This is a genomic window from Acidovorax sp. K2F (assembly GCF_025246485.1).
In the GTDB taxonomy this organism is placed as follows: domain Bacteria; phylum Pseudomonadota; class Gammaproteobacteria; order Burkholderiales; family Burkholderiaceae_C; genus Acidovorax; species Acidovorax delafieldii.
Genome location: NZ_JAOBSQ010000008.1, coordinates 95546 through 114259, shown reverse-complemented (window position 1 = coordinate 114259; position 18714 = coordinate 95546). Strand labels below are relative to the sequence as shown.

General features: G+C 66.6%; 19 protein-coding genes. 14 read left to right on the top strand and 5 right to left on the bottom strand.

Annotated features, from left to right (window positions below; all coding sequences use genetic code 11):
* Window positions 1–158 precede the first annotated feature (158 nt).
* The gene (locus N4G42_RS03555; protein ID WP_260666196.1) at window positions 159–1055 is read right to left on the bottom strand and encodes a triacylglycerol lipase; all 897 of its coding nucleotides are present in this window, start codon (window positions 1053–1055) and stop codon (window positions 159–161) included.
* A gap of 91 nt (window positions 1056–1146) precedes the next feature.
* Between N4G42_RS03555 and N4G42_RS03550 the strand changes: the two genes are divergently transcribed.
* The 9 genes from N4G42_RS03550 (at window position 1147) to N4G42_RS03510 (ending at window position 11343) form a co-directional block, all read left to right on the top strand.
* A complete protein-coding gene (locus N4G42_RS03550) occupies window positions 1147–1890 on the top strand; it encodes an FFLEELY motif protein (RefSeq protein WP_260666194.1) in 744 nt (247 codons plus the stop codon).
* A gap of 74 nt (window positions 1891–1964) precedes the next feature.
* Window positions 1965–3647, top strand: a complete 1683-nt coding sequence (locus N4G42_RS03545; protein ID WP_260666193.1) for an AMP-binding protein — start codon at window positions 1965–1967, stop codon at window positions 3645–3647.
* Window positions 3648–4113: 466 nt separating this feature from the next.
* Window positions 4114–5067: a sugar ABC transporter substrate-binding protein gene (locus tag N4G42_RS03540; RefSeq protein WP_056745474.1), complete on the top strand. Its 954-nt coding sequence runs from the start codon at window positions 4114–4116 to the stop codon at window positions 5065–5067.
* Between the two features lie 160 nt (window positions 5068–5227).
* Window positions 5228–6889, top strand: coding sequence for a sugar ABC transporter ATP-binding protein (locus tag N4G42_RS03535; protein WP_260666192.1), 1662 nt, complete (start codon window positions 5228–5230; stop codon window positions 6887–6889).
* Window positions 6886–7878 (top strand): ABC transporter permease, encoded by a 993-nt coding sequence (locus tag N4G42_RS03530; protein ID WP_260666191.1) that lies wholly within the window; start codon window positions 6886–6888, stop codon window positions 7876–7878. The genes N4G42_RS03535 and N4G42_RS03530 overlap by 4 nt, the downstream gene beginning before the upstream one ends.
* Window positions 7879–7935: 57 nt before the next feature.
* On the top strand, window positions 7936–8958 hold the full coding sequence (locus tag N4G42_RS03525; protein WP_260666189.1) for a LacI family DNA-binding transcriptional regulator: 1023 nt from the start codon (window positions 7936–7938) through the stop codon (window positions 8956–8958).
* Window positions 8955–9899, top strand: coding sequence for a ribokinase (gene rbsK, locus N4G42_RS03520; protein WP_260666188.1), 945 nt, complete (start codon window positions 8955–8957; stop codon window positions 9897–9899). Before N4G42_RS03525 ends, rbsK begins: the two co-directional genes overlap by 4 nt.
* Window positions 9896–10285 carry a D-ribose pyranase gene (gene rbsD / locus N4G42_RS03515; RefSeq protein WP_146870051.1) on the top strand — a complete coding sequence of 130 codons (390 nt, stop codon included), beginning with the start codon at window positions 9896–9898 and terminating at the stop codon, window positions 10283–10285. The genes rbsK and rbsD overlap by 4 nt, the downstream gene beginning before the upstream one ends.
* 125 nt (window positions 10286–10410) lie before the next feature.
* Window positions 10411–11343 carry an MBL fold metallo-hydrolase gene (locus N4G42_RS03510; protein ID WP_260666187.1) on the top strand — a complete coding sequence of 311 codons (933 nt, stop codon included), beginning with the start codon at window positions 10411–10413 and terminating at the stop codon, window positions 11341–11343.
* Between the two features lie 96 nt (window positions 11344–11439).
* On the opposite strand, the gene N4G42_RS03505 is transcribed toward N4G42_RS03510, so the two are convergent.
* A complete protein-coding gene (locus N4G42_RS03505; RefSeq protein ID WP_260666186.1) occupies window positions 11440–12036 on the bottom strand; it encodes a DUF4124 domain-containing protein in 597 nt (198 codons plus the stop codon).
* Window positions 12037–12155: 119 nt separating this feature from the next.
* A complete protein-coding gene (locus N4G42_RS03500; protein WP_260666184.1) occupies window positions 12156–14141 on the bottom strand; it encodes a lytic transglycosylase domain-containing protein in 1986 nt (661 codons plus the stop codon).
* Between the two features lie 14 nt (window positions 14142–14155).
* Between N4G42_RS03500 and N4G42_RS03495 the strand changes: the two genes are divergently transcribed.
* From N4G42_RS03495 to N4G42_RS03485, 3 genes are all read left to right on the top strand, one after another.
* Window positions 14156–14728 carry a 5-formyltetrahydrofolate cyclo-ligase gene (locus N4G42_RS03495; RefSeq protein WP_056059531.1) on the top strand — a complete coding sequence of 191 codons (573 nt, stop codon included), beginning with the start codon at window positions 14156–14158 and terminating at the stop codon, window positions 14726–14728.
* A 132-nt stretch (window positions 14729–14860) separates the two neighbouring features.
* Complete coding sequence (locus tag N4G42_RS03490; protein ID WP_260666182.1) at window positions 14861–15553, top strand: glutathione S-transferase family protein; 693 nt, start codon at window positions 14861–14863, stop codon at window positions 15551–15553.
* 8 nt (window positions 15554–15561) lie between these two features.
* Window positions 15562–15870, top strand: a complete 309-nt coding sequence (locus N4G42_RS03485) for an NIPSNAP family protein (RefSeq protein ID WP_260666181.1) — start codon at window positions 15562–15564, stop codon at window positions 15868–15870.
* 42 nt (window positions 15871–15912) lie between these two features.
* On the opposite strand, the gene N4G42_RS03480 is transcribed toward N4G42_RS03485, so the two are convergent.
* Window positions 15913–16374 (bottom strand): hypothetical protein, encoded by a 462-nt coding sequence (locus N4G42_RS03480; protein ID WP_260666180.1) that lies wholly within the window; start codon window positions 16372–16374, stop codon window positions 15913–15915.
* Window positions 16375–16382: 8 nt separating this feature from the next.
* Window positions 16383–16838: a hypothetical protein gene (locus N4G42_RS03475; RefSeq protein ID WP_260666179.1), complete on the bottom strand. Its 456-nt coding sequence runs from the start codon at window positions 16836–16838 to the stop codon at window positions 16383–16385.
* Between the two features lie 39 nt (window positions 16839–16877).
* Here N4G42_RS03475 and N4G42_RS03470 point away from each other — a divergent pair, with 39 nt between their 5' ends.
* On the top strand, window positions 16878–18137 hold the full coding sequence (locus N4G42_RS03470) for a multifunctional CCA addition/repair protein (protein WP_260666178.1): 1260 nt from the start codon (window positions 16878–16880) through the stop codon (window positions 18135–18137).
* A gap of 108 nt (window positions 18138–18245) precedes the next feature.
* On the top strand, window positions 18246–18704 hold the full coding sequence (locus N4G42_RS03465) for a GNAT family N-acetyltransferase (RefSeq protein WP_260666177.1): 459 nt from the start codon (window positions 18246–18248) through the stop codon (window positions 18702–18704).
* Window positions 18705–18714 lie beyond the last annotated feature (10 nt).

Below are 18714 nucleotides of genomic sequence, written 5' to 3'. Positions count from 1 at the left end.
TTGGCGAAGCAAAAGAAAGTTACTCGCACGCCGGGCGACTCCCGGCTCCCGCCCTCAACAAAGGCACGCCACCCAATCAGCGCACAAGAACCAACACTGCAAAATCAATAGCTATCCACCCATATCCCACTAGCGCATCCAGCCCAAAAACCAAAACATTACCCCCGCCCAACCTCCTCCAGACAAGCCTTCATCACCCCGGGGTCAAACGCCATCTGCACATGCGCAACCCCTTCCACCAACCTGTGTTCTGCCCCCGCCAACGCCGCTGTGGTCGCCGGAAACACGATGTTGTCGCAGTTCGAATACCAGCAGGTAAACAACGCAGCCCGCCCCGCAGGCTCCGCCCGCTGCAAGGCCACCACCCAATCCCCCGCCAAGCTCATCTGCCGCCCATTCACCGCCCGGCTGAAACGCCCCAGCCACGTTCCCCCATGCGGCGTGCCCAGCGTCAACACCCGGTGCACCCGCCCATCCGCCTGGTGCGCCCGCAGCCACGCCCGCACCGCCAAGCCACCCATGCTGTGGCACAACAGCACCGGCGCCTGGCCCGTGGCCGCCGTCACTTGGCACACAGCGTCTTCAATGATGTCCGCGTACTCGTCAATCGAGCCCATCGCCGGCTCCAGATTCACCGCCACATAGGCATGACCCCGCGCCTGCAAAGGCGCAAACCACGGCAGCCAGAGCCCCCGGTTGCACATGAATCCATGCACCAGCACCACGCCGCGCTTTCCTGTCGGCTGTGCAGGCAGCCAGTCGGGCACGGAATCATGGCGAAACGGCTGGCGCCAGCAAAACACCATCAACGCCACCCACACCTCGGCCCACCAGGCACCCACCACCTGCGACAGGCGGGCGCGGGGCGCAGCATCGGCACGGTTGGTGATGTGCATCAGCACAAACTCCACCGCCATCACCACCAGGTAAATGCCGAGCGGCACCAGTGCCCCCAGTACGGCACGCAACGGTGAATGGGGCCATTGCCACACCAGCCAGGCGGCTATGGTCAGCAGGATGAACAGGAGCAGGGTTCGTTGCCAGCGCGCGATCATGGTGGTGATGGGCAGATGTTGTAATTGACCAGCCGCATTGTGCGGTCTGACCACCGCCCGACCCCGCAGAACGCAGAAAGGACCCCGCCCCATGGATGCCGCCCAGACCATCCGCGACTGCATCGCCGACGTGACCGCCCTGCGCCTGCACCGCACGGGCGACCCGGCGCTGGGGGCGGCGGTGGGCAGCGTCAAAAGCTTGCAGGCGCGGCGCTTTCGGGGCACCTATGCGGACCTGATGGACTCGCCCTCGTTCGGACCCGCAGCACAGTTCTTTCTGGAAGAGCTGTATAGCGACACCGACTACACCGACCGCGATCTGCAGTTTGGCCGCATCGCCGGCACGCTGCAGACCATGTTCCCCCAACCGGTCGTGAACACCGCCGTGGCCCTGGCGGTGCTGCACGCACAGACCGAGGGACTGGACCAGGACATGGGCCGTGCGTGGTTGCTGCACGAAGCCGATGCGGCCAACGTTGCCGCCCGCTACACCGCCGCCTGGCGCACTGTGGGCCAGCGCCATGCGCGCCAGCAGCAGCTGCAGCGCGTGCTGGCCATGGGGAATGACCTGGCGCGCCTCACGCGCACGCCCGGCCTGCGGATGATGCTGCGCATGATGCGCGGCCCGGCCAACGCCGCGGGCATGGGGGCGTTGCAGAAGTTTCTGGAGGCGGGGTTTGACACCTTCGGCCAGCTTGCGCGCCAGCGCGGCGGGGTGGAGCAGTTCCTGGCCACCATCGAGCAACGCGAGCGGGCGCTGATGGAGCAATTGTTCGATGCCGATCCTGTCACCTGCGGGACCCAGCTCGCCAGCACACTAGGACAAGCCCGATAGCCCGCAACGCGCCCGCCTTCCACAATCTGTGCCCACCTATCAATGGCATTTGGCGAGCACAAGGAAACAAGCGCATGGAAAAGATCTGGCTCAAGAGCTACCCCCCGGGCGTCCCACACGACGTGAAGCCCGAGCAATACCGCTCTGTGGCCCACCTGCTGGAAGAGTCGTTCCGCAAACACGCATCCAGCCCGTTCTCGGTCTGCATGGACCAGTGGATGACCTATGGCGAGCTGGAACGCCGCTCGGCCGCGCTGGGCGCCTATCTGCAGAGCCTGGGGCTGGAGCCCGGCGCGCGCGTGGCCATCATGCTGCCCAACATCCCGCAGTTTGGCGTGACCATGGCCGCCGTGCTGCGCGCTGGCTACACCTGCGTGAACGTGAACCCGCTCTACACCGCCCGCGAGCTGGAACACCAGCTCAAGGACTCGGGCGCCACCGCCATCGTGATCCTGGAGAACTTTGCCCACACGCTGGCCGAGGTCATTGACCACACGGCCGTCAAGCATGTGGTGATGGCGTCCATGGGCGACCTGCTGGGCTTCTGGTTTGGCAAATGGATCACCTTTGCCGTACGCCACCTGGCCAAGATGGTGCCTGCGTATGACCTGCCGCTGTCCAATGGCCGCAAGGTCGTCACCTTCAAGAAGGCGCTGTCGCTGGGCGAGCACAAGTCGCTCGCGCCGAGCCAGGCCACTCTGGATTCGACTGCCTTCCTGCAGTACACCGGTGGCACCACGGGCTTGTCGAAGGGCGCGGTGCTCACCCACCGCAACATCGTGGCCGCCACGCTGCAGGCCGAGGCCTGGTTCACGCCCGCGCTGTCCAAGGTGGGCGACCTCTCCAAGGCCAACTCCATCGCCGCGCTGCCGCTGTACCACATCTTCGCGCTCACGCTGTGCCTGCTGGCCATCCGCCAGGGCTCCAGCCTCACGCTGATCCCCAACCCGCGCGACATTCCGAAGTTCGTGGCAGAACTCAAGAAGCGCCCCTTCCACATGCTGCCTGCGGTGAACACGCTGTTCAACGCGCTGCTGCAAAACCCACAGTTCAAGGCGCTGGACTTCTCGCACCTGTGCGTGTCGCAGGCCGGGGGCATGGCGGCCAGCGAGGGCACGGCCAAGCAGTGGCAGAAGGTGACCGGCAGCACCATGATCGAGGGCTGGGGCATGAGCGAGACCTGCGCCATCGGCACCAACAACCCGGTGATCAACACCACCTTTAGCGGCAACATCGGCCTGCCGCTGCCGGGCATTGACATTGCCATCAAGGACGACGAAGGCAACAGCCTGCCCCAGGGCGAGTCCGGCGAGATCTGCATCCGCGGCCCCAACGTGATGGTGGGCTACTACAACCAGCCCGAAGAGAACGCCAAGGCCTTCACGCCGGACGGCTTCATGCGCACGGGCGATATCGGCATCATGGACCCGCAGGGCTACACCCGCATCATCGACCGCAAGAAGGACATGATCCTGGTGAGCGGTTTCAACGTGTTCCCCAACGAGCTGGAGCAGGTCATCAGCCTGTGCCCCGGCGTGGTCGAATGCGCGGCCATCGGCGTGCCCGATGAGAAGCAGGGCGAGGCCATCAAGGTGTTCATCATCAAGAACGACCCGGCCCTGACCGAGGACGAAGTGGCCAACTACTGCCACCAGAACCTCACCGGCTACAAGCGCCCCAAGTACATCGAGTTCCGCGACGAACTGCCCAAGAGCAACGTGGGCAAGATCCTGCGCAGGGAATTGCGCAAGGCTTGACGCTGTTCACAAGGGCGGCGCGCCAAGCGCAGCCCCCTGCCACCTCCCCAAGGGCGCTTCGGCGCCCTTTTTCTTGGGTTCCGACCATGCAGGTCGGCCGCCTGCACTAGGTGCTCCAATGTCCGTATCTCCGGGTTTTTACTGACTAGCAAACGTTTGCGCAAACGTTTGCTTTCGTTATCATCCCGATCGCGACAAGACACCGGGCATCCGCAGCCGCTCCCTCTTGGGGCGCTGCCGGGGATTTCCCTCCACGCTGTCGGTCGCCTTAGGGCGACGCTGGATAAGTCTCCGCGATGCGGCGGGCCCTGGATCGGGATGGACTGCAAGGCGCAAACCAGAGTGATAGCCGTAGCTATCGCGAGGATTTGCAACGCTGCAGACCGTCCTGAGCCAGGGATGCGCCGGGCGTGAGAGGCTTGTTCAGCGTTGCCTTTGTCCACATTCCAACCTGGAGACAACACCCATGCAGTTCACCCGCCGTTCCGTTCAGACCGCCGCCGCCCTCGCCGTTGTGGGCAGCCTGCTGGCCAGCCCTGCGTTTGCGCAGGACAAGCCGAAGATCGCGCTCATCATGAAGTCGCTGGCCAACGAGTTCTTCCGCACCATGGAAGACGGCGCCAAGGCGCACCAGAAGGCCCATGCCAAGGAATACACGCTGGTGGCCAATGGCATCAAGAACGAGACCGACACGGCAGCCCAGATCAAGATGATCGAGCAGGCCGTGGCCCAGAAGGTCAGCGCCATCGTGCTGGCACCCGCCGACTCCAAGGCGCTGGTGCCCGTGGTCAAGACGGCCATCGACAAGGGGATCCTCGTGGTCAACATCGACAACCAGCTCGATGCCGACGCGCTGAAGGAAAAGAACATCACCGTACCCTTCGTGGGCCCCGACAACCGTGCAGGCGCCAAGCTGGTGGGCGACCACCTGGCCAAGACGCTGAAGGCCGGCGACAAGGTCGGCATCATCGAAGGCGTGTCCACCACCTTCAATGCGCAGCAGCGCACCCTGGGCTACCAGGACGCCATGAAGGCCGCCAACATCACCGTGGTGGGCGTGCAGTCCGGCAACTGGGAGATCGAAAAGGGCAACACCGTGGCCGCCGGCATGATGCGCGAGCACCCTGACCTGGTGGCCCTGCTGGCCGGCAACGACAGCATGGCCCTGGGCGCCGTGGCCGCCGTGAAGGCCGCCGGCAAGACCGGCAAGGTGCAGGTGGTGGGCTACGACAACATCGGCGCCATCAAGCCCATGCTGGCCGACGGCCGCGTGCTGGCCACCGCCGACCAGTACGCCGCCAAGCAGGCCGTGTTTGGTATCGAACTGGCACAGAAGGCCCTGGCCGCCAAGACGCCGCAGAACCAGCTGCCCGCCACGGTGAAGACGGAGGTGGTGCTGGTGACGAAAGACAGCAAGTAAGCCTCGGAGCGGAGAACAAAGCTCTTCTGGCGTTGTTGCCGTGTCTTGTCGTACTTCCAGTACTGCCTGCGACACGGCGCCTAGCCAGAACCGCTTCGCTGAGCTTTGTTCACCGCTCAAGACATAAAGCCCGCTCTGCAGTCGCCCCCATCACACCACCATGCTCAGCCCCTCCGCCGCCCGACAAGCCACGCCCCTGCTCGCCATCCAGGCCGTGGGCAAGGACTACACCGCCACCGTGCTCGATGGCGTGAACGTGGAGCTCTTTGCGGGCGAGGTGCTGGCGCTGACCGGGGAAAACGGCGCGGGCAAGAGCACGCTGTCCAAGATCCTCTGCGGGCTGGAACAGCCCACACGCGGCGGCATGCAGCTGGCGGGGCAGGCCTACGCCCCCACGTCGCGCCGCGATGCCGAGCGCCACGGCGTGCGCATGGTGATGCAGGAGCTGGGCCTGGTGCCCACGCTCACCGTGGCCGAGAATTTGTTGATGGGCCGCCTGCCGCACCGCCTGGGCTGGCTGCAGCGCGATGTGCTGCACGCCGCCGCCCGCGCGCAGCTGGCCAAGATCGGGCTCGACACCATCGACCCCGCCACACCGGTCTCGCAGCTGGGCATCGGCCAGCAGCAGATGGTGGAGATTGCGCGCAACCTGCAGGACGACACACGCATCCTGGTGCTCGACGAGCCCACGGCCATGCTCACGCCGCGCGAGACCAATTACCTGTTTGAGCAGATCGCGCACCTCACCGCACGCGGCGTGGCCATCATCTACGTGTCGCACCGGCTCGAAGAACTGCGCCGCATTGCCGACCGCGTGGCCGTGCTGCGCGACGGCCGACTGGTGGACGTGCGTCCCATGGCCGGCATGAGCGAAGACGACCTGGTGCAGCGCATGGTGGGCCGCGTGGTGAGCGACCTGGACCACCGCCCGCGCCGCCCTGTGGGCCCGGTGGTGATGAGCGCTGACAAGCTGGGCCGGGGCACCGCCGTGCAGGACGTGAGCCTGGAGCTGCGCGCTGGCGAGATCTTCGGCATTGCCGGGCTGGTCGGATCGGGCCGCACCGAGCTGGTCCGCCTGCTGTTTGGCGCCGACCGGGCAGACCGTGGCAGCGTGACGCTGCACCCGAATTCAGAGCTAAAACAGTCGCAAGCGCTAGTAGATCATGCGCAAGCAGCTACACAAAACATAGCAAAACCACCCACACCAGCACCCACCGCCCCCCGCACCTGGCAGCGGGGTTTCGCATCGCCGCTGCAGGCCATCGCCGCCGGTGTGGGCCTGGTCACCGAAGACCGCAAATCCCAGGGCCTGCTGCTGTCACAGCCCATCCGGATCAACGCCACGCTGTCCGACCTGTCGGCCGTGTCGCGCGGCGGCTGGCTGCAGCGCGGGCTCGAAAGCCGCCTGGTGCAGGGCTTTGTGCGCACGCTGGGCATCCGCTGCCGCAGCCCCGAGCAGCCCGTGGGGCAACTGTCGGGCGGCAACCAGCAAAAGGTGGTGTTCGCCCGCTGGCTGCACCGCGAAGGCCGCGTGCTGCTGCTGGATGAACCCACGCGCGGCGTGGACGTGGGCGCACGCGCCGAGCTGTATGGCGAGCTGGACCGCATGGCCCTAGAAGGCCGCGCGCTGCTCATGGTGTCGTCCGACCTGCGCGAACTCATGGCCATGGCCGACCGCATCGGCGTGATGAGCGCGGGCCGCCTGGTGGCCGTGTTCGAGCGCGGCGAGTGGTCCGAGCAATCGCTGCTGGCGGCCGCGTTCTCCGAGCCCGGCGGGCGCACCAGCACCACCCCTTCAACTTCTTCTCCTGTGACCGCATGAACGCCCCCACCACATCTGCCGCGCCCGCTGCGGCGCCCTCCTCCGCCTCGGTCTGGCGCAGCCAGCTGGGCACCTACCTGGGCCTGCTGGCCGTGCTGGCGGGCATGGTGGCGCTGTTCTCGTCGCTGTCCGAATACTTCTGGAGCGCCGAGACCTTCATCACCATCGCCAACGAAATCCCGGCACTGGCCGTGATGGCGGTGGGCATGACCTTTGTGCTCATCATCGCGGGCATCGATTTGTCGGTGGGCTCGGTGATGGCGCTGGCCGCCGCCACCTCGGCCGCCGCCATCCTGCAATGGGGCTGGACGGTGCCCGCCGCCGCCGCGCTGGCACTGGCCACGGGCCTGGTGTGCGGCACCATCACCGGCACCATCTCGGTGGCATGGAGGTTGCCGTCGTTCATCGTGTCGCTGGGCATGCTCGAAGCCGTGCGTGGCAGCGCCTATGTGGTGACGGATTCGCGCACGCAGTATGTGGGCGATGCGATCTCGTGGCTGTCGGCACCCTTCTTTGGCGGCATTTCGTTCGCGTTCTTGCTGGCCGTGGTGCTGGTGGTGGTGGCGCAGCTGGTGCTGTCGCGCACGGTGTTCGGCCGCTGCGTGGTGGGCATTGGCACCAATGAAGAAGCCATGCGCCTCGCAGGCGTGGACCCGCGCCCCATCCGCGTCATCGTGTTTGCCATGACCGGCCTGCTGGCGGGCCTGGCGGGCCTGATGCAGTCGGCCCGGCTCGAAGCCGCCGACCCCAACGCCGGCACCGGCATGGAGCTGCAGGTGATTGCGGCCGTGGTGATTGGCGGCACCAGCCTCATGGGCGGGCGCGGCTCGGTGGTCAACACCGCGTTTGGCGTGCTCATCATCGCGGTGCTGGAGGCGGGTCTGGCCCAGGTGGGCGCCAGCGAGCCCAGCAAGCGCATCATCACGGGTTTTGTGATCGTGGCGGCTGTGATCGTGGACACGCTGCGCCAGCGCCGCGCCAAGGTCTGAGAGACTGATTACCGCGACCGTCTGCCCCACCAACAACGACCTCATTCTTCTTTTTGCATGGCTACTATCAAGGACGTTGCGCGCCACGCCGAGGTGTCGGTCACCACGGTGTCGCACGTTGTCAACGGCACGCGCCGCGTGAGCCCCGAGGGGCGCGAGCGCGTCGAGGCCGCCATCCGCGCCCTGGGCTACGTGCCCAGCGCCATTGCGCGCAGCCTCAAGAGCAACAACACGCGCACGCTGGGCATGCTGATCCCCAACAGCTCCAACCCCTACTTTGCCGAGATCGTGCACAGCGTGGAAGACCGCTGCTTTGGCGCAGGCTACAACGTCATCCTGTGCAACACCAACGACGAGGCGCACCGCCAGGGCACCTACCTGCAGGTGCTGGCCGAGCGGCGCATCGACGGGCTCATCGTGGTCTCCACCGGGCATGACGCCACGCTGGCCACGCAGCTGGCGGGCCTGTCCATCCCCACCGTGCTGGTGGACCGCGAAATCGACATCGCCGGGCAGCAGCCCTGCGACCTGGTGGAAACCGCCCACATGCAGGGTGGCCTGCTGGCCACGCGCCACCTGCTGTCGCTGGGCCACCGCCGCATTGCCTGCATTGGCGGCCCCGAAGGCATTGCGCCCAGCGAGCAGCGCATTGCCGGCTGGCGCACGGCCCTGGCCGACGCGGGCTACGGCACCGGCGAAGGCCTGCTGTGGCATGGCAACTTCACCAGCCAGGGCGGCTACGAAGCCATGCACGCCGTGCTGCGCGCGCCCGAGCCGCCCACCGCCGTCTTCGTGTGTAACGACCTCATGGCCATGGGCGCGCTGTGCGCCGCGCACGAACGCGACCTGCGGGTGCCCGAGGCGCTGTCCATCGTCGGCTTTGACGACATCGAATTGGCCGCCTTCACCAGCCCGCCGCTCACCACTGTGGCCCAGCCCAAGCAGCGCATCGGCGCCCTGGCCGTGGACATGCTGCTGGAGCGCATCGACGGCAAGCGCCAGGACGCGCGCAAGGTGATGCTGCAGCCCGAGCTGCGCGTGCGCGCCTCCACGGCCCATGCACCCGAAGGTGCGGCATGAGTACCACCCACACGCCCCGCATCGCCGTCGTCGGCAGCCTGAACATGGACCTGGTGCTGCAGGTGCAACACGCACCCGGCCCCGGCGAGACCGTGCTGGCCGACGCCCTGCACCTGGTGCCCGGCGGCAAGGGCGGCAACCAGGCCGTGGCCTGCGCGCGCCAAGGCGCGCAAGTGTTTCTGTTTGGCCGCGTGGGCGACGATGGCTACGGCCACACACTGCGCGCCGGGCTTGATGCCGACGGTATCGACCACAGCGGCGTGCAGACCGATACCGACGTCACCACCGGCGTGGCCGCCATCACGGTGGAAGCGACAGGGCAGAACCGCATCGTGGTCGTGCCCGGCGCCAATGGCCGCTTTGTGCTGAATGCCACCGCACTGGGCCCCGCGCTGCAGGGCGCAGGCGGCCTGGTGCTGCAGTTCGAAACCCCCCTGCCCCAGGTGCTGGCCGCCGCCGAGATGGCCCATGCGGCGGGTTGCCCCGTGGTGCTGAACCCCTCCCCCATCCAGCCCCTGCCCGATGCGATGTGGCCGCTGGTGCACACGCTGGTGGTGAACGAGGTGGAAGCCGCCGCGCTGGCGGGCCAGAGCGTGACCACGCCCGCCGATGCCGCGCAGGCAGCGCAGGCCCTGCGCGCCAAGGGCCCTACTCAAGTGGTGGTGACCCTGGGCGCCGCTGGAGCCGTGGCCGCCGATGCTGCAGGCAACCGCTACCACCCCGGCCTGGTCGTACAGGCGGTGGACACCACCGCTGCGGGCGACACCTTCCTGGGCGCGCTGACCGTGGCACTGGCACGCGCCGAGCCGCTGGATACCGCCGTGCGCGAAGGCATCCGCGCATCGGCGCTGTGCGTCACCCAGCCGGGCGCCCAGCCCTCCATCCCTACCCGCGCCGCCGTGGCGCAAGGCCCCCAACCGCCCGCCTGGAGCCCCCTGTGAAACGCACCGCCCTGCTGCACGCCGAACTCTCCCACGCCATCGCCACCCTGGGCCACGGCGACATGCTGGTGATCGGCGACGTCGGCCTGCCCATACCCAACGGCCCGCGCCGCATCGACCTGGCCCTCACGCCCGGCATCCCGGCCGTGGCCGATGTGCTGCGGGTGGTGCTGGAAGAAATGCAGGTCGAGAAAGCCGTGATCGCCACCGAAGCCATGGAGCGCAACAGTGGCCAGTTGCCCACGTGGTGCCAGCTTCCGGTAGTCCCTGGCACCGTATCGCACGAGGAGTTCAAGCGCCTGACCCAGCAGGCCCGCGTGATGGTGCGCACAGGCGAGTGCACGCCGTATGCCAATGTGATCCTGGTGGCGGGCGTCACGTTCTGACACAGCCTGGGCGGCTAGGCTGCGGGTTTTGGAGGACTTCGGGCAGGTGCGACCTGCGGTACGCTGGGCAGCAGCCCACGGCGCGGCGTTAAAGCCCGCCACCGAAGCCCCGAATTCCTGCACCCATGCCCACCACAGCGCCCCACGATCTCCTGCCCCCTGAAATCACCGTTCTCGAACGCGGCTGGCTGTCGGCCAACAACATCCTCTTCATCGGCCAGCACGACACAGCCATCGTGGACACCGGCTATTGCAGCCATGCCGAGCAAACCGTGGAGCTGGTGCGCGATGCTCTCGCGGGCCGCAGGCTGGATCGCCTGCTCAACACCCACCTGCACAGCGACCACTGCGGTGGCAATGCCGCGCTGCAAAAAGCCTGGCCCGGCGTGCTCACGGCCATACCGCCCGGCCAGGCCGACCATGTGCGCCAGTGGGATGCCTATGCGCTGAGCTACACCCCCACAGGACAGGAGTGCCCGCCCTTTCGGGCCGACACGCTGCTGGTGCCAAGCTCGTGCGTACTGCTGGGCGACAAGCCCTGGCAGGTGCATGCTGCGCCGGGGCACGACCCGCACTCGGTGGTGTTGTTCGAACCCCAGGGCCGCGTGCTGATCTCGGCCGATGCGCTGTGGGAAAACGGCTTTGGCGTGGTGTTCCCGGAGCTGGAGGGCGACGATGCCTTCGCCCAGGTGGGGGCCACACTGGACCTGATTGAAACGCTGTCGCCCCAGGTCGTGATCCCGGGCCACGGGCCGGTGTTTGCCGATGCCCCCCGCGCCATCGACGGCGCCCGTCGCCGCCTGGACGGTTTTGTGCGCAACCCGGGCAAGCACGCGCTTTATGCGGCCAAGGTGCTGCTCAAGTACAAGCTGCTCGAATGGCAGCAGATCGGCATCCCCGACCTCACGGCCTGGGCGCAGGCCACGCCGTATTTCGGCATGCTGCGTGCACGGCACTTTGCCACGCAGACCGAGGCCGAATGGCTGGAGAGCCTGGCGGATGAACTGGTGCGGTCAGGCGCCGCTGCGCGGCAGGGCGAGGTGCTGCACAACGTGTGAGGCCTGGCGCCTCGGCATCACTGGGTGCCGGTGCGTGCCCTGAAGGAGGGACCCCGCCGCTGGCGCAAAGCGCCTGGGCGGATCAGCACAACGCCGTCAGTGTTTGTATTGCTTGTCGCAGCCCGTCACGTGGTTCTTGCTGCTGGACATGCACTGGTAGAACGACTTCTTGTTGCCCGAGGCGCCCTGACAGTCCGACACGCTGTACTTGCCCTTGGCTTCGCGGATCTTGGGTGCCGTGGCATCGAAAGCCGCTTGGGTCATGTAGCCATCGCGCACGTTCTTCTGGCCCACCTCCAGCATCAGGTCGGCCTGGTAGTGAATGTTGTCAACGGCCACGGCGCAGTTCAGGGGCACCTGCTGGCTGTCCACGGTGCCCAGCGATTTCTTGAGCCCTTCGCCAAACTCCTCCACGTCCTTGGAGACCTTTTTGGTGCCATCGGGGTTGTACTGCTGGCCCGCCTTGGCGCTGGCGCCCTTGTTGCCGGATGAGGTGCTGCCGCCACTGGTGCCGTTGTTGCTCTGCAGCTTCAGCGGCTCGGCATCCTGCTTGGCGGGCGGGGGCTGCGAGCCGTAGTGGGTCTTGCCCTCGGCATCCACCCATTTGTACACGGGTTGCGCCTGCGCGCCCACGCTCCACGCCGCTGCCGCGGCCATTGTGGCTACACAGGCCATCCATGCCAGTTTGCCCATCACACCCTCTCTATTTTTTAATGAAACCCGGCTGAGGCGCTAGTTGAATATGCGCCTTCAGCTCCTCTATTGATAGCAATCCAGATACCTCTCGCCCCCGCCTGGCTAGCAACAGGGCCTCAGGGCAAGTCCTTGTTCACCTCAGGCAGGTTCGCGTCGCGGGGGCCAATGGTGCCCAGGCGGCTCTTGAGCGACTGAGGCAGGCCGGTGAGGATGGCTGCGTAATTGGTGGTGTTGGAGAGCACCTTCTTCACGTAGTCGCGCGTCTCGGCAAAGGGCACGTTCTCGGCCCAGATGGCGGCGTCCAGCACCGGGCCGTTGCGCCAGCTGCGCGGGCGGCCAGGGCCCGCGTTGTAGGCGGCCGCGGCCATGGGCATGGAGCCCGCGAAGTCGTCCAGCGCCAGCTTGAGGTAGGCCGTGCCGATGGTGATGTTGGTGTCGCGGTCGGTGATCTGGTCGGGCGTGAAGTTGGTGAGGCCAATCTTCTTGGCCGTCCAGCGGGCCGTGGCGGGCATCACCTGCATGAGGCCCGAGGCACCGACATGCGAGCGGGCATCCATCACAAAACGGCTTTCCTGGCGGATCAGGCCGTACACATAGGCCGGGTCGATGCCGATGCCTTGGGCACGCTCCACCACGGTGCTGCGAAACGGCATGGGAAAGCGCTGCGTGACGTCCACCACGCCCTTGGTGCGTTCGCTGGTGTTGATGCAGCGGTCCCACACCTCGCGCTGGCAGGCGAAGTCGGCGGCGGCCAGCAGTTCGCGGTCGGGCATGCCGCCGCTCTGGTGCAGGTTGGTGGTGTAGTTCCACTCGCGCACGCCTTCGCTGCGCAGGCCCAGCAGGATGGCGTACAGGGCGCGGTTGAGCCCCGGGTTGGCGCGGGCGGCAGCCTTTTCTTCGGCGGTGAGGGGCGCGGGAGCGGGGGGTGTGGTGATGCGCTGGCCCAACTCTTCAAGCGCCAGCTGCTCATAGAAGCCGCGCGTTCCGGCAATGCCTTCGAGCAGTTGCCGGGCTTCGGCGCGTTCGGCATCGCTCACGCGGCCCGCCAGCAGCGAGCGTGCCTTCCAGTACACCCAGGTGCTGTCCTGGCGGCCTTCAGGGCCCATGGCATCCACCGCCTTGCCCACGGCCTTCCACTGGCCGGCGCGCAAGGCGGCACGCACCTTCCAGCCCAGCAGGTCGTCGCTGAGGTCGCTGTCCTTGGTCACGTTGGCGAAGTAGCCGTGGGCGTTGCTGGCCAGTTTCTGCGCAGCGGTCTTGCCGATCACGCCCCAGGCCCAGTTGCGCTCTTCGGCCGAGAGGTGCACGCCCCATTTGTTCTCCAGCTGGTAGGCCGCGCCGTCCGGGTCGCTGGTGGCCAGCTTCAACAGGGCGAGCAGCACCAACTCTTGCCGGGCCTTGCCGGCCGCCGTGGCGCGCGAGAGCAGGTATTTGCTGGGCGCATCGAGCACATCCTTGAGCTGCGGCAGCGATTCGGGCGAAACGATCTCGACCGCCGAGCGCACCACGCGGGGGCGGTTGGCCTCCACGCCCAGGCGGGCCTTGCGCCACACGTCCAGGGCCGAGAGCTTCTTGTAGCCATACAGCTCGCGCGCGGCGTGGGTGCAGCCATCGTCGGCGTCGCGGATCGCATACCAGTTGCTGCGCACGTCCTCGGCCACGGTGGCCGGTGCCGTGCCCTTGATCTGGTCGATCAGCAGCGCGTAGCAGCGCACTTCGCGGTCGTCTGACATGCGGTAGCTGGGGTGTTGGTCGGCAAACTGGCCCCAGTCGCGCCGCTGGCCCAGCAGCAGCAGCCAGTCGTTGCGCAGGCGGTCTTCCTGGTAGGTGCCGGCGTAGCGCTGCATAAAGGCCTGAATCTCCTGTGACGAGGCCTCGCCCAGACGCACGCGCAACTCCCAGTAGGCGGCCCAAGGCTCCAGCGCATGGCCGCGTGCCGCAGGCAGCAGCTGCGCGAGCTTGTTGCGGTCGCCCTTGCGGAACGCCTGCTGCATCTCCAGCAGGGTATCGTCACCACGGTTTTGCGCCATGACAAGGGGCGCGGTGGCGGCCAGCAGGGTGGCGGCCACAAGGGGTGTCAGAATCGCTCTGAGAAATTGCATGGGGGAATTATCTGATGGACAAAGCAGCCCTTCGGCGCACATTGATAGAAGAACGCCTCAACCTGCCCGACCGCCTACAGCGGGCCGACCTGTTGCAGCAGGTGATGCGCATCTGGCTGGTGAACCGGCCGGATACGGTGATCGGCGCCTACTGGCCCATCAAGGGCGAGTTCGACCCCCTGCCCGCCCTGCACCGCTGGAAGGAAGACGGCGAGCTGCTGGACGAACCCCTGCGCCGCCGCATCGGCCTGCCGGTGGTCAACAAGCAGCACAAGACCCTCACCTTCCACGCCTGGTACCCCGGCTGCCCCATGGAAGAGGACGCCTATGGCATCCCCAAGCCCAAGGACACCGAGGTCATCGTGCCCACGCTGCTGTTTGTGCCCTGCGTGGGCTACGCACCGGGTGGCTACCGGCTGGGCTATGGCGGCGGCTTTTACGACCGCACGCTGGCGACGCTGCAGCCCAAGCCGTTCACCGTGGGCCTGGGCTTCACCCATGGCTACCTGGACGACTTCGAGCCCGAGGAGTTCGACCTGCCACTCGACGCCATCCTGAACGACAACGGCGTGGTCTGGCCCATCTGATCCCCGGCCAGGCAGACCTGCACGACGGCCTGTGATGCCGGCAGCGCATCATTCAGGCCAGTTTTTGGCATCGCTGACGCGCCCGGCAGCCGCTAGCATGGCGGGCTGACCCCTTCATCTCAGGTGCCCAACATGCTCAAGCTCTACATCGGCAACAAGAACTACTCGTCCTGGTCCATGCGCCCCTGGGTGCTGCTCAAGCAGGCGGGCATCGTCTTTGAAGAAGTGCGCGTGCGCTTTGACAGCTTTGACGCGCAGTCGGAATTCAAGCGCACCATCGGGGCCGTGAGCCCCACGGCCAAAGTGCCCGTGCTGGTGGACGGCGACCTGGTGGTGTGGGACACCCTGGCGATTGCGGAGTACGTGGCCGAAACCCACCCCGACAAAAAGCTCTGGCCCACCGACGCCAAGGCCCGCGCGCGCGCCCGCAGCGTCTGCGCCGAGATGCACAGCGGTTTCACCGCCCTGCGCAACCACTGCCCCATGAACATCGAAGCAAACCTTGCCGACACCGGCGCCCTGATCTGGCGCGACCAGGCCGGCGTGCGCGCCGACGTGCAGCGCCTGGTGGAGATGTGGAGTGCGCTGCTGCAAGAGCACGGTGGTCCGCTGCTGTTTGGTGAATTCACCGTGGCCGACGCCTACTTTGCCCCCGTCTGCATGCGCCTGCATACCTACGCCCTGCCCGTGCCTACGACCATCCGGGCCTATGTGGACCGGGTGTGCACCCTGCCCGGCGTGCAGGCCTGGATCGACGAGGCCCTGGCCGAGAAGGACTTCCTGGACTTCGAAGAGCCCTACCGCCTGCGCCATACCGAAGGCTGAGCACCACCATGGCCGTCACCATCTACCTGCGCTACGTGCTCAACACCAGCAAGCTGAAAGAGTTTGAGCACTACGGAAAACTGTGGATTCCGCTGGTCGAGAAATTCGGCGGCCAACACCACGGCTACTTCATGCCGAGCGAGGGCGCCAACAACATCGCGCTGGCGCTGTTCACGTTCGAGAGCCTCGCCGCCTACGAGCGCTACCGCGAGGCGTCGATGCAAGACGCGGAGTGCCAGGCGGCTTTCCGCTATGCCGAAGAGACGGGGTGCATCGTGAGTTATGAGCGGAGTTTTTTCCGCCCCGTGTTCAAGTGAGAGTTCAGGGCCAATCGATCGGGAGCCCAGCGCGCGCCCCGGCTATTCGCGCTGGATCAGCTTCCCCTCTTTGTCGTACTCGTTAGCCCAGCCAATGTGTATCGCTATCTGGCCCAACCCCACCAGCGCAACAATGGCCGCCATCACCAACACAAATGCCCGGCCGCTGTAAATGTCATCGTAGGGGTGAATGACTCTTTCCTTGTCAGCGATTTGGAGAACGCGCGCGCCATCGTGCCACACTGTGAGCTGCGCTTGACGCGCCTCCATTCGAACCAAGTGTTCTATAGGGCATCCCCCCGATTTGTGTCCACGCGAGCAGGACACCTGCGCGCCCGACGCTGTCCGAAAGACGGCCTCGCGCGCCACCGGCCCCGGGTGCTTTACTTCGACAGTGGCACTCTCCACCGTCAGTGTTTCAAGCGGGGTAGCGTACGGCCATAGAGCCATTCCCGTCAGCAAAGCCGCCAAGGCAAAAGTAACCACCGTGAAACGTTTCTTCATCGGCTGCGCTACCGGAACTGCTTGCGCAAGAACGCCTTGTGCCGCGCGATGTGGGCCAACTGGGTAGGGGCGATGGTGCCGCCCAGGTCTTCGTCCTCGGTGTTGAGCACCTGGTTCGCGTAGGCCATGGCGCGGGCCACCACCTCTTCCTCGCTCACGCCCTGGGTGGCTGCAAGGTCCATCGCCACGCGGCGCATGGCGCGCTGCGACAGCATCCACATCGCGCCGAAGGAATCCCATGCGGCCGCCACCTCCTTGAACTTGTCGTGTTCAGCCAGGATGTCGTTGAGCGGCTTGGCCAGGATCTCCTGCAGCGCCTCCACCTGGGCCTTCAGGGCCTCGAATTGCGCCTCGCGCTGCAGGGCCTCGGCGGCCGCATTGGCAGCGGCGTCTGGTGCCTGGGGCACAGGAACGCTGCCGTCGGGGTTGAGCTGGGCAATGGTGAGGTCGGACGATAGGGACATGGTGGCGGGACTATACGACCCTCGTCCTAAACTACGCCGATGCAAATCTACATGGTGGGCGGCGCCGTCCGCGACAAGCTGCTGGGCCGACCGGTGAATGACCACGACTGGGTGGTGGTGGGCGCGACGCCTGAGCAGATGCTGGCGCAAGGCTACCTGCCCGTGGGGCGCGACTTCCCCGTCTTTTTGCACCCCGAAACACGCGAGGAATACGCGCTGGCCCGCACCGAGCGCAAGAGCGGGCGCGGCTACCGGGGCTTTGTGGTGCAAAGCTCGCCCGATGTGACGCTGGAGGAAGACCTCTCGCGCCGCGACCTCACTATCAATTCAATAGCATCCAGCACAGATGAATCCGGCGCCACCCGCCTTTTTGACCCCTACCACGGCGAAAAAGACCTCCGTGCGCGCGTGCTGCGCCATGTGACCGATGCCTTCCGCGAAGACCCGGTACGCATCCTTCGCGTGGCGCGGTTTGCTGCGCGCTTCACCGACTTCACGGTGGCGCCCGAGACGATGCAGCTGATGCGCGAGATGGTCGCGCATGGCGAGGTGGACCACCTGGTGGCAGAGCGCGTGTGGCAAGAGCTGGCGCGCGGGCTGATGGAAGCACAACCCTCGCGCATGTTCGAGGTGCTGCGCGAGTGTGGCGCACTGGCCGTGCTGCTGCCCGAGGTGGCGTGCCTGTGGGGCGTGCCCCAGCGGGCCGAGTACCACCCCGAGGTGGACACCGGCGTGCACCTGATGATGGTGCTGGACATGGCTGCGCGGCTGCAGGCGCCACTCACCGTGCGCTTTGCCTGCCTGGTGCACGACCTGGGCAAGGGCACCACGGCCGCCGATGTGCTGCCGCGCCACATCGGGCATGAGGAGCGCAGTGCCGAGCTGCTGAAAGACGTGGCCGATCGCCTGCGCGTGCCCGTGGACTGCCGCGAGACCGCCGAAGTGGTGGCGCGCGAACACGGGCACATCCACCGCAGCGCCGACCTGTCTGCCGCTGCCCTGGTGCGCCTGCTGGAGCGCTGCGACGCCATCCGCAAGCCCGAGCGGTTTGCCGAGGTGCTGTTGGCCTGCGAGTGCGATGCGCGCGGGCGGCTGGGGTTTGAAGAGTCCGCGTATCCGCAGCGCCCCCGCCTGCTGGCCGTGCTGGCCGCCGTCCAATCGGTCGTCACGCGCGAGATTGCGGCCCAGGCCGCCGCCAGGGGCCAAAGCGGCCCGCAGGTGGGTGCGCTGATCCACCAGGCACGGGTCGAAGCCGTGGCGCAGTGGCTGCACACCCAGGCGCACGGCGCTATCACCTGACCGCGTGCGCTGCGTCGCCAAGATCGGTCCAACCCTCCCTACAATCCGCGTCCGCTCGCACTCTGGAAAGGGTGCGTCTTTTTGCTTTTTTGCGATCACGACGCCTCCATGACCTCTGTGCACATCCGACCCGCCACCCCGGCAGACGCCGACACCATCGCGCCGCTGTTTGACGCCTACCGGCAGTTCTACGAGCAGGCACCAGACCTGGCCGGAGCGCGGGCCTTCATTGCAAAGCGGTTGGAGCGCGAGGAGTCCGTGATCTTGCTTGCGATGGATGGGGCACAGGCAGCGGTGGGCTTTTGCCAGCTCTACCCCACGTTCTGCTCGGTGGAGGCAGCGCCCATCTACACGCTGTACGACCTGTTCGTGGCGCCCGCAGCGCGCAAGACCGGGGCCGGGCGCAGCTTGCTGCTGGCGGCAGAAGCGACGGCACGCGCCCATAGCAAGGTGCGCATGGACCTGACCACGGCCCACACCAACACCACGGCGCAAAAACTCTACGAATCGCTGGGCTGGACGCTGGACACAGTGTTCCGCGCGTACAACAAGCGTGTCAGCGCCTGAAGCTCCATTC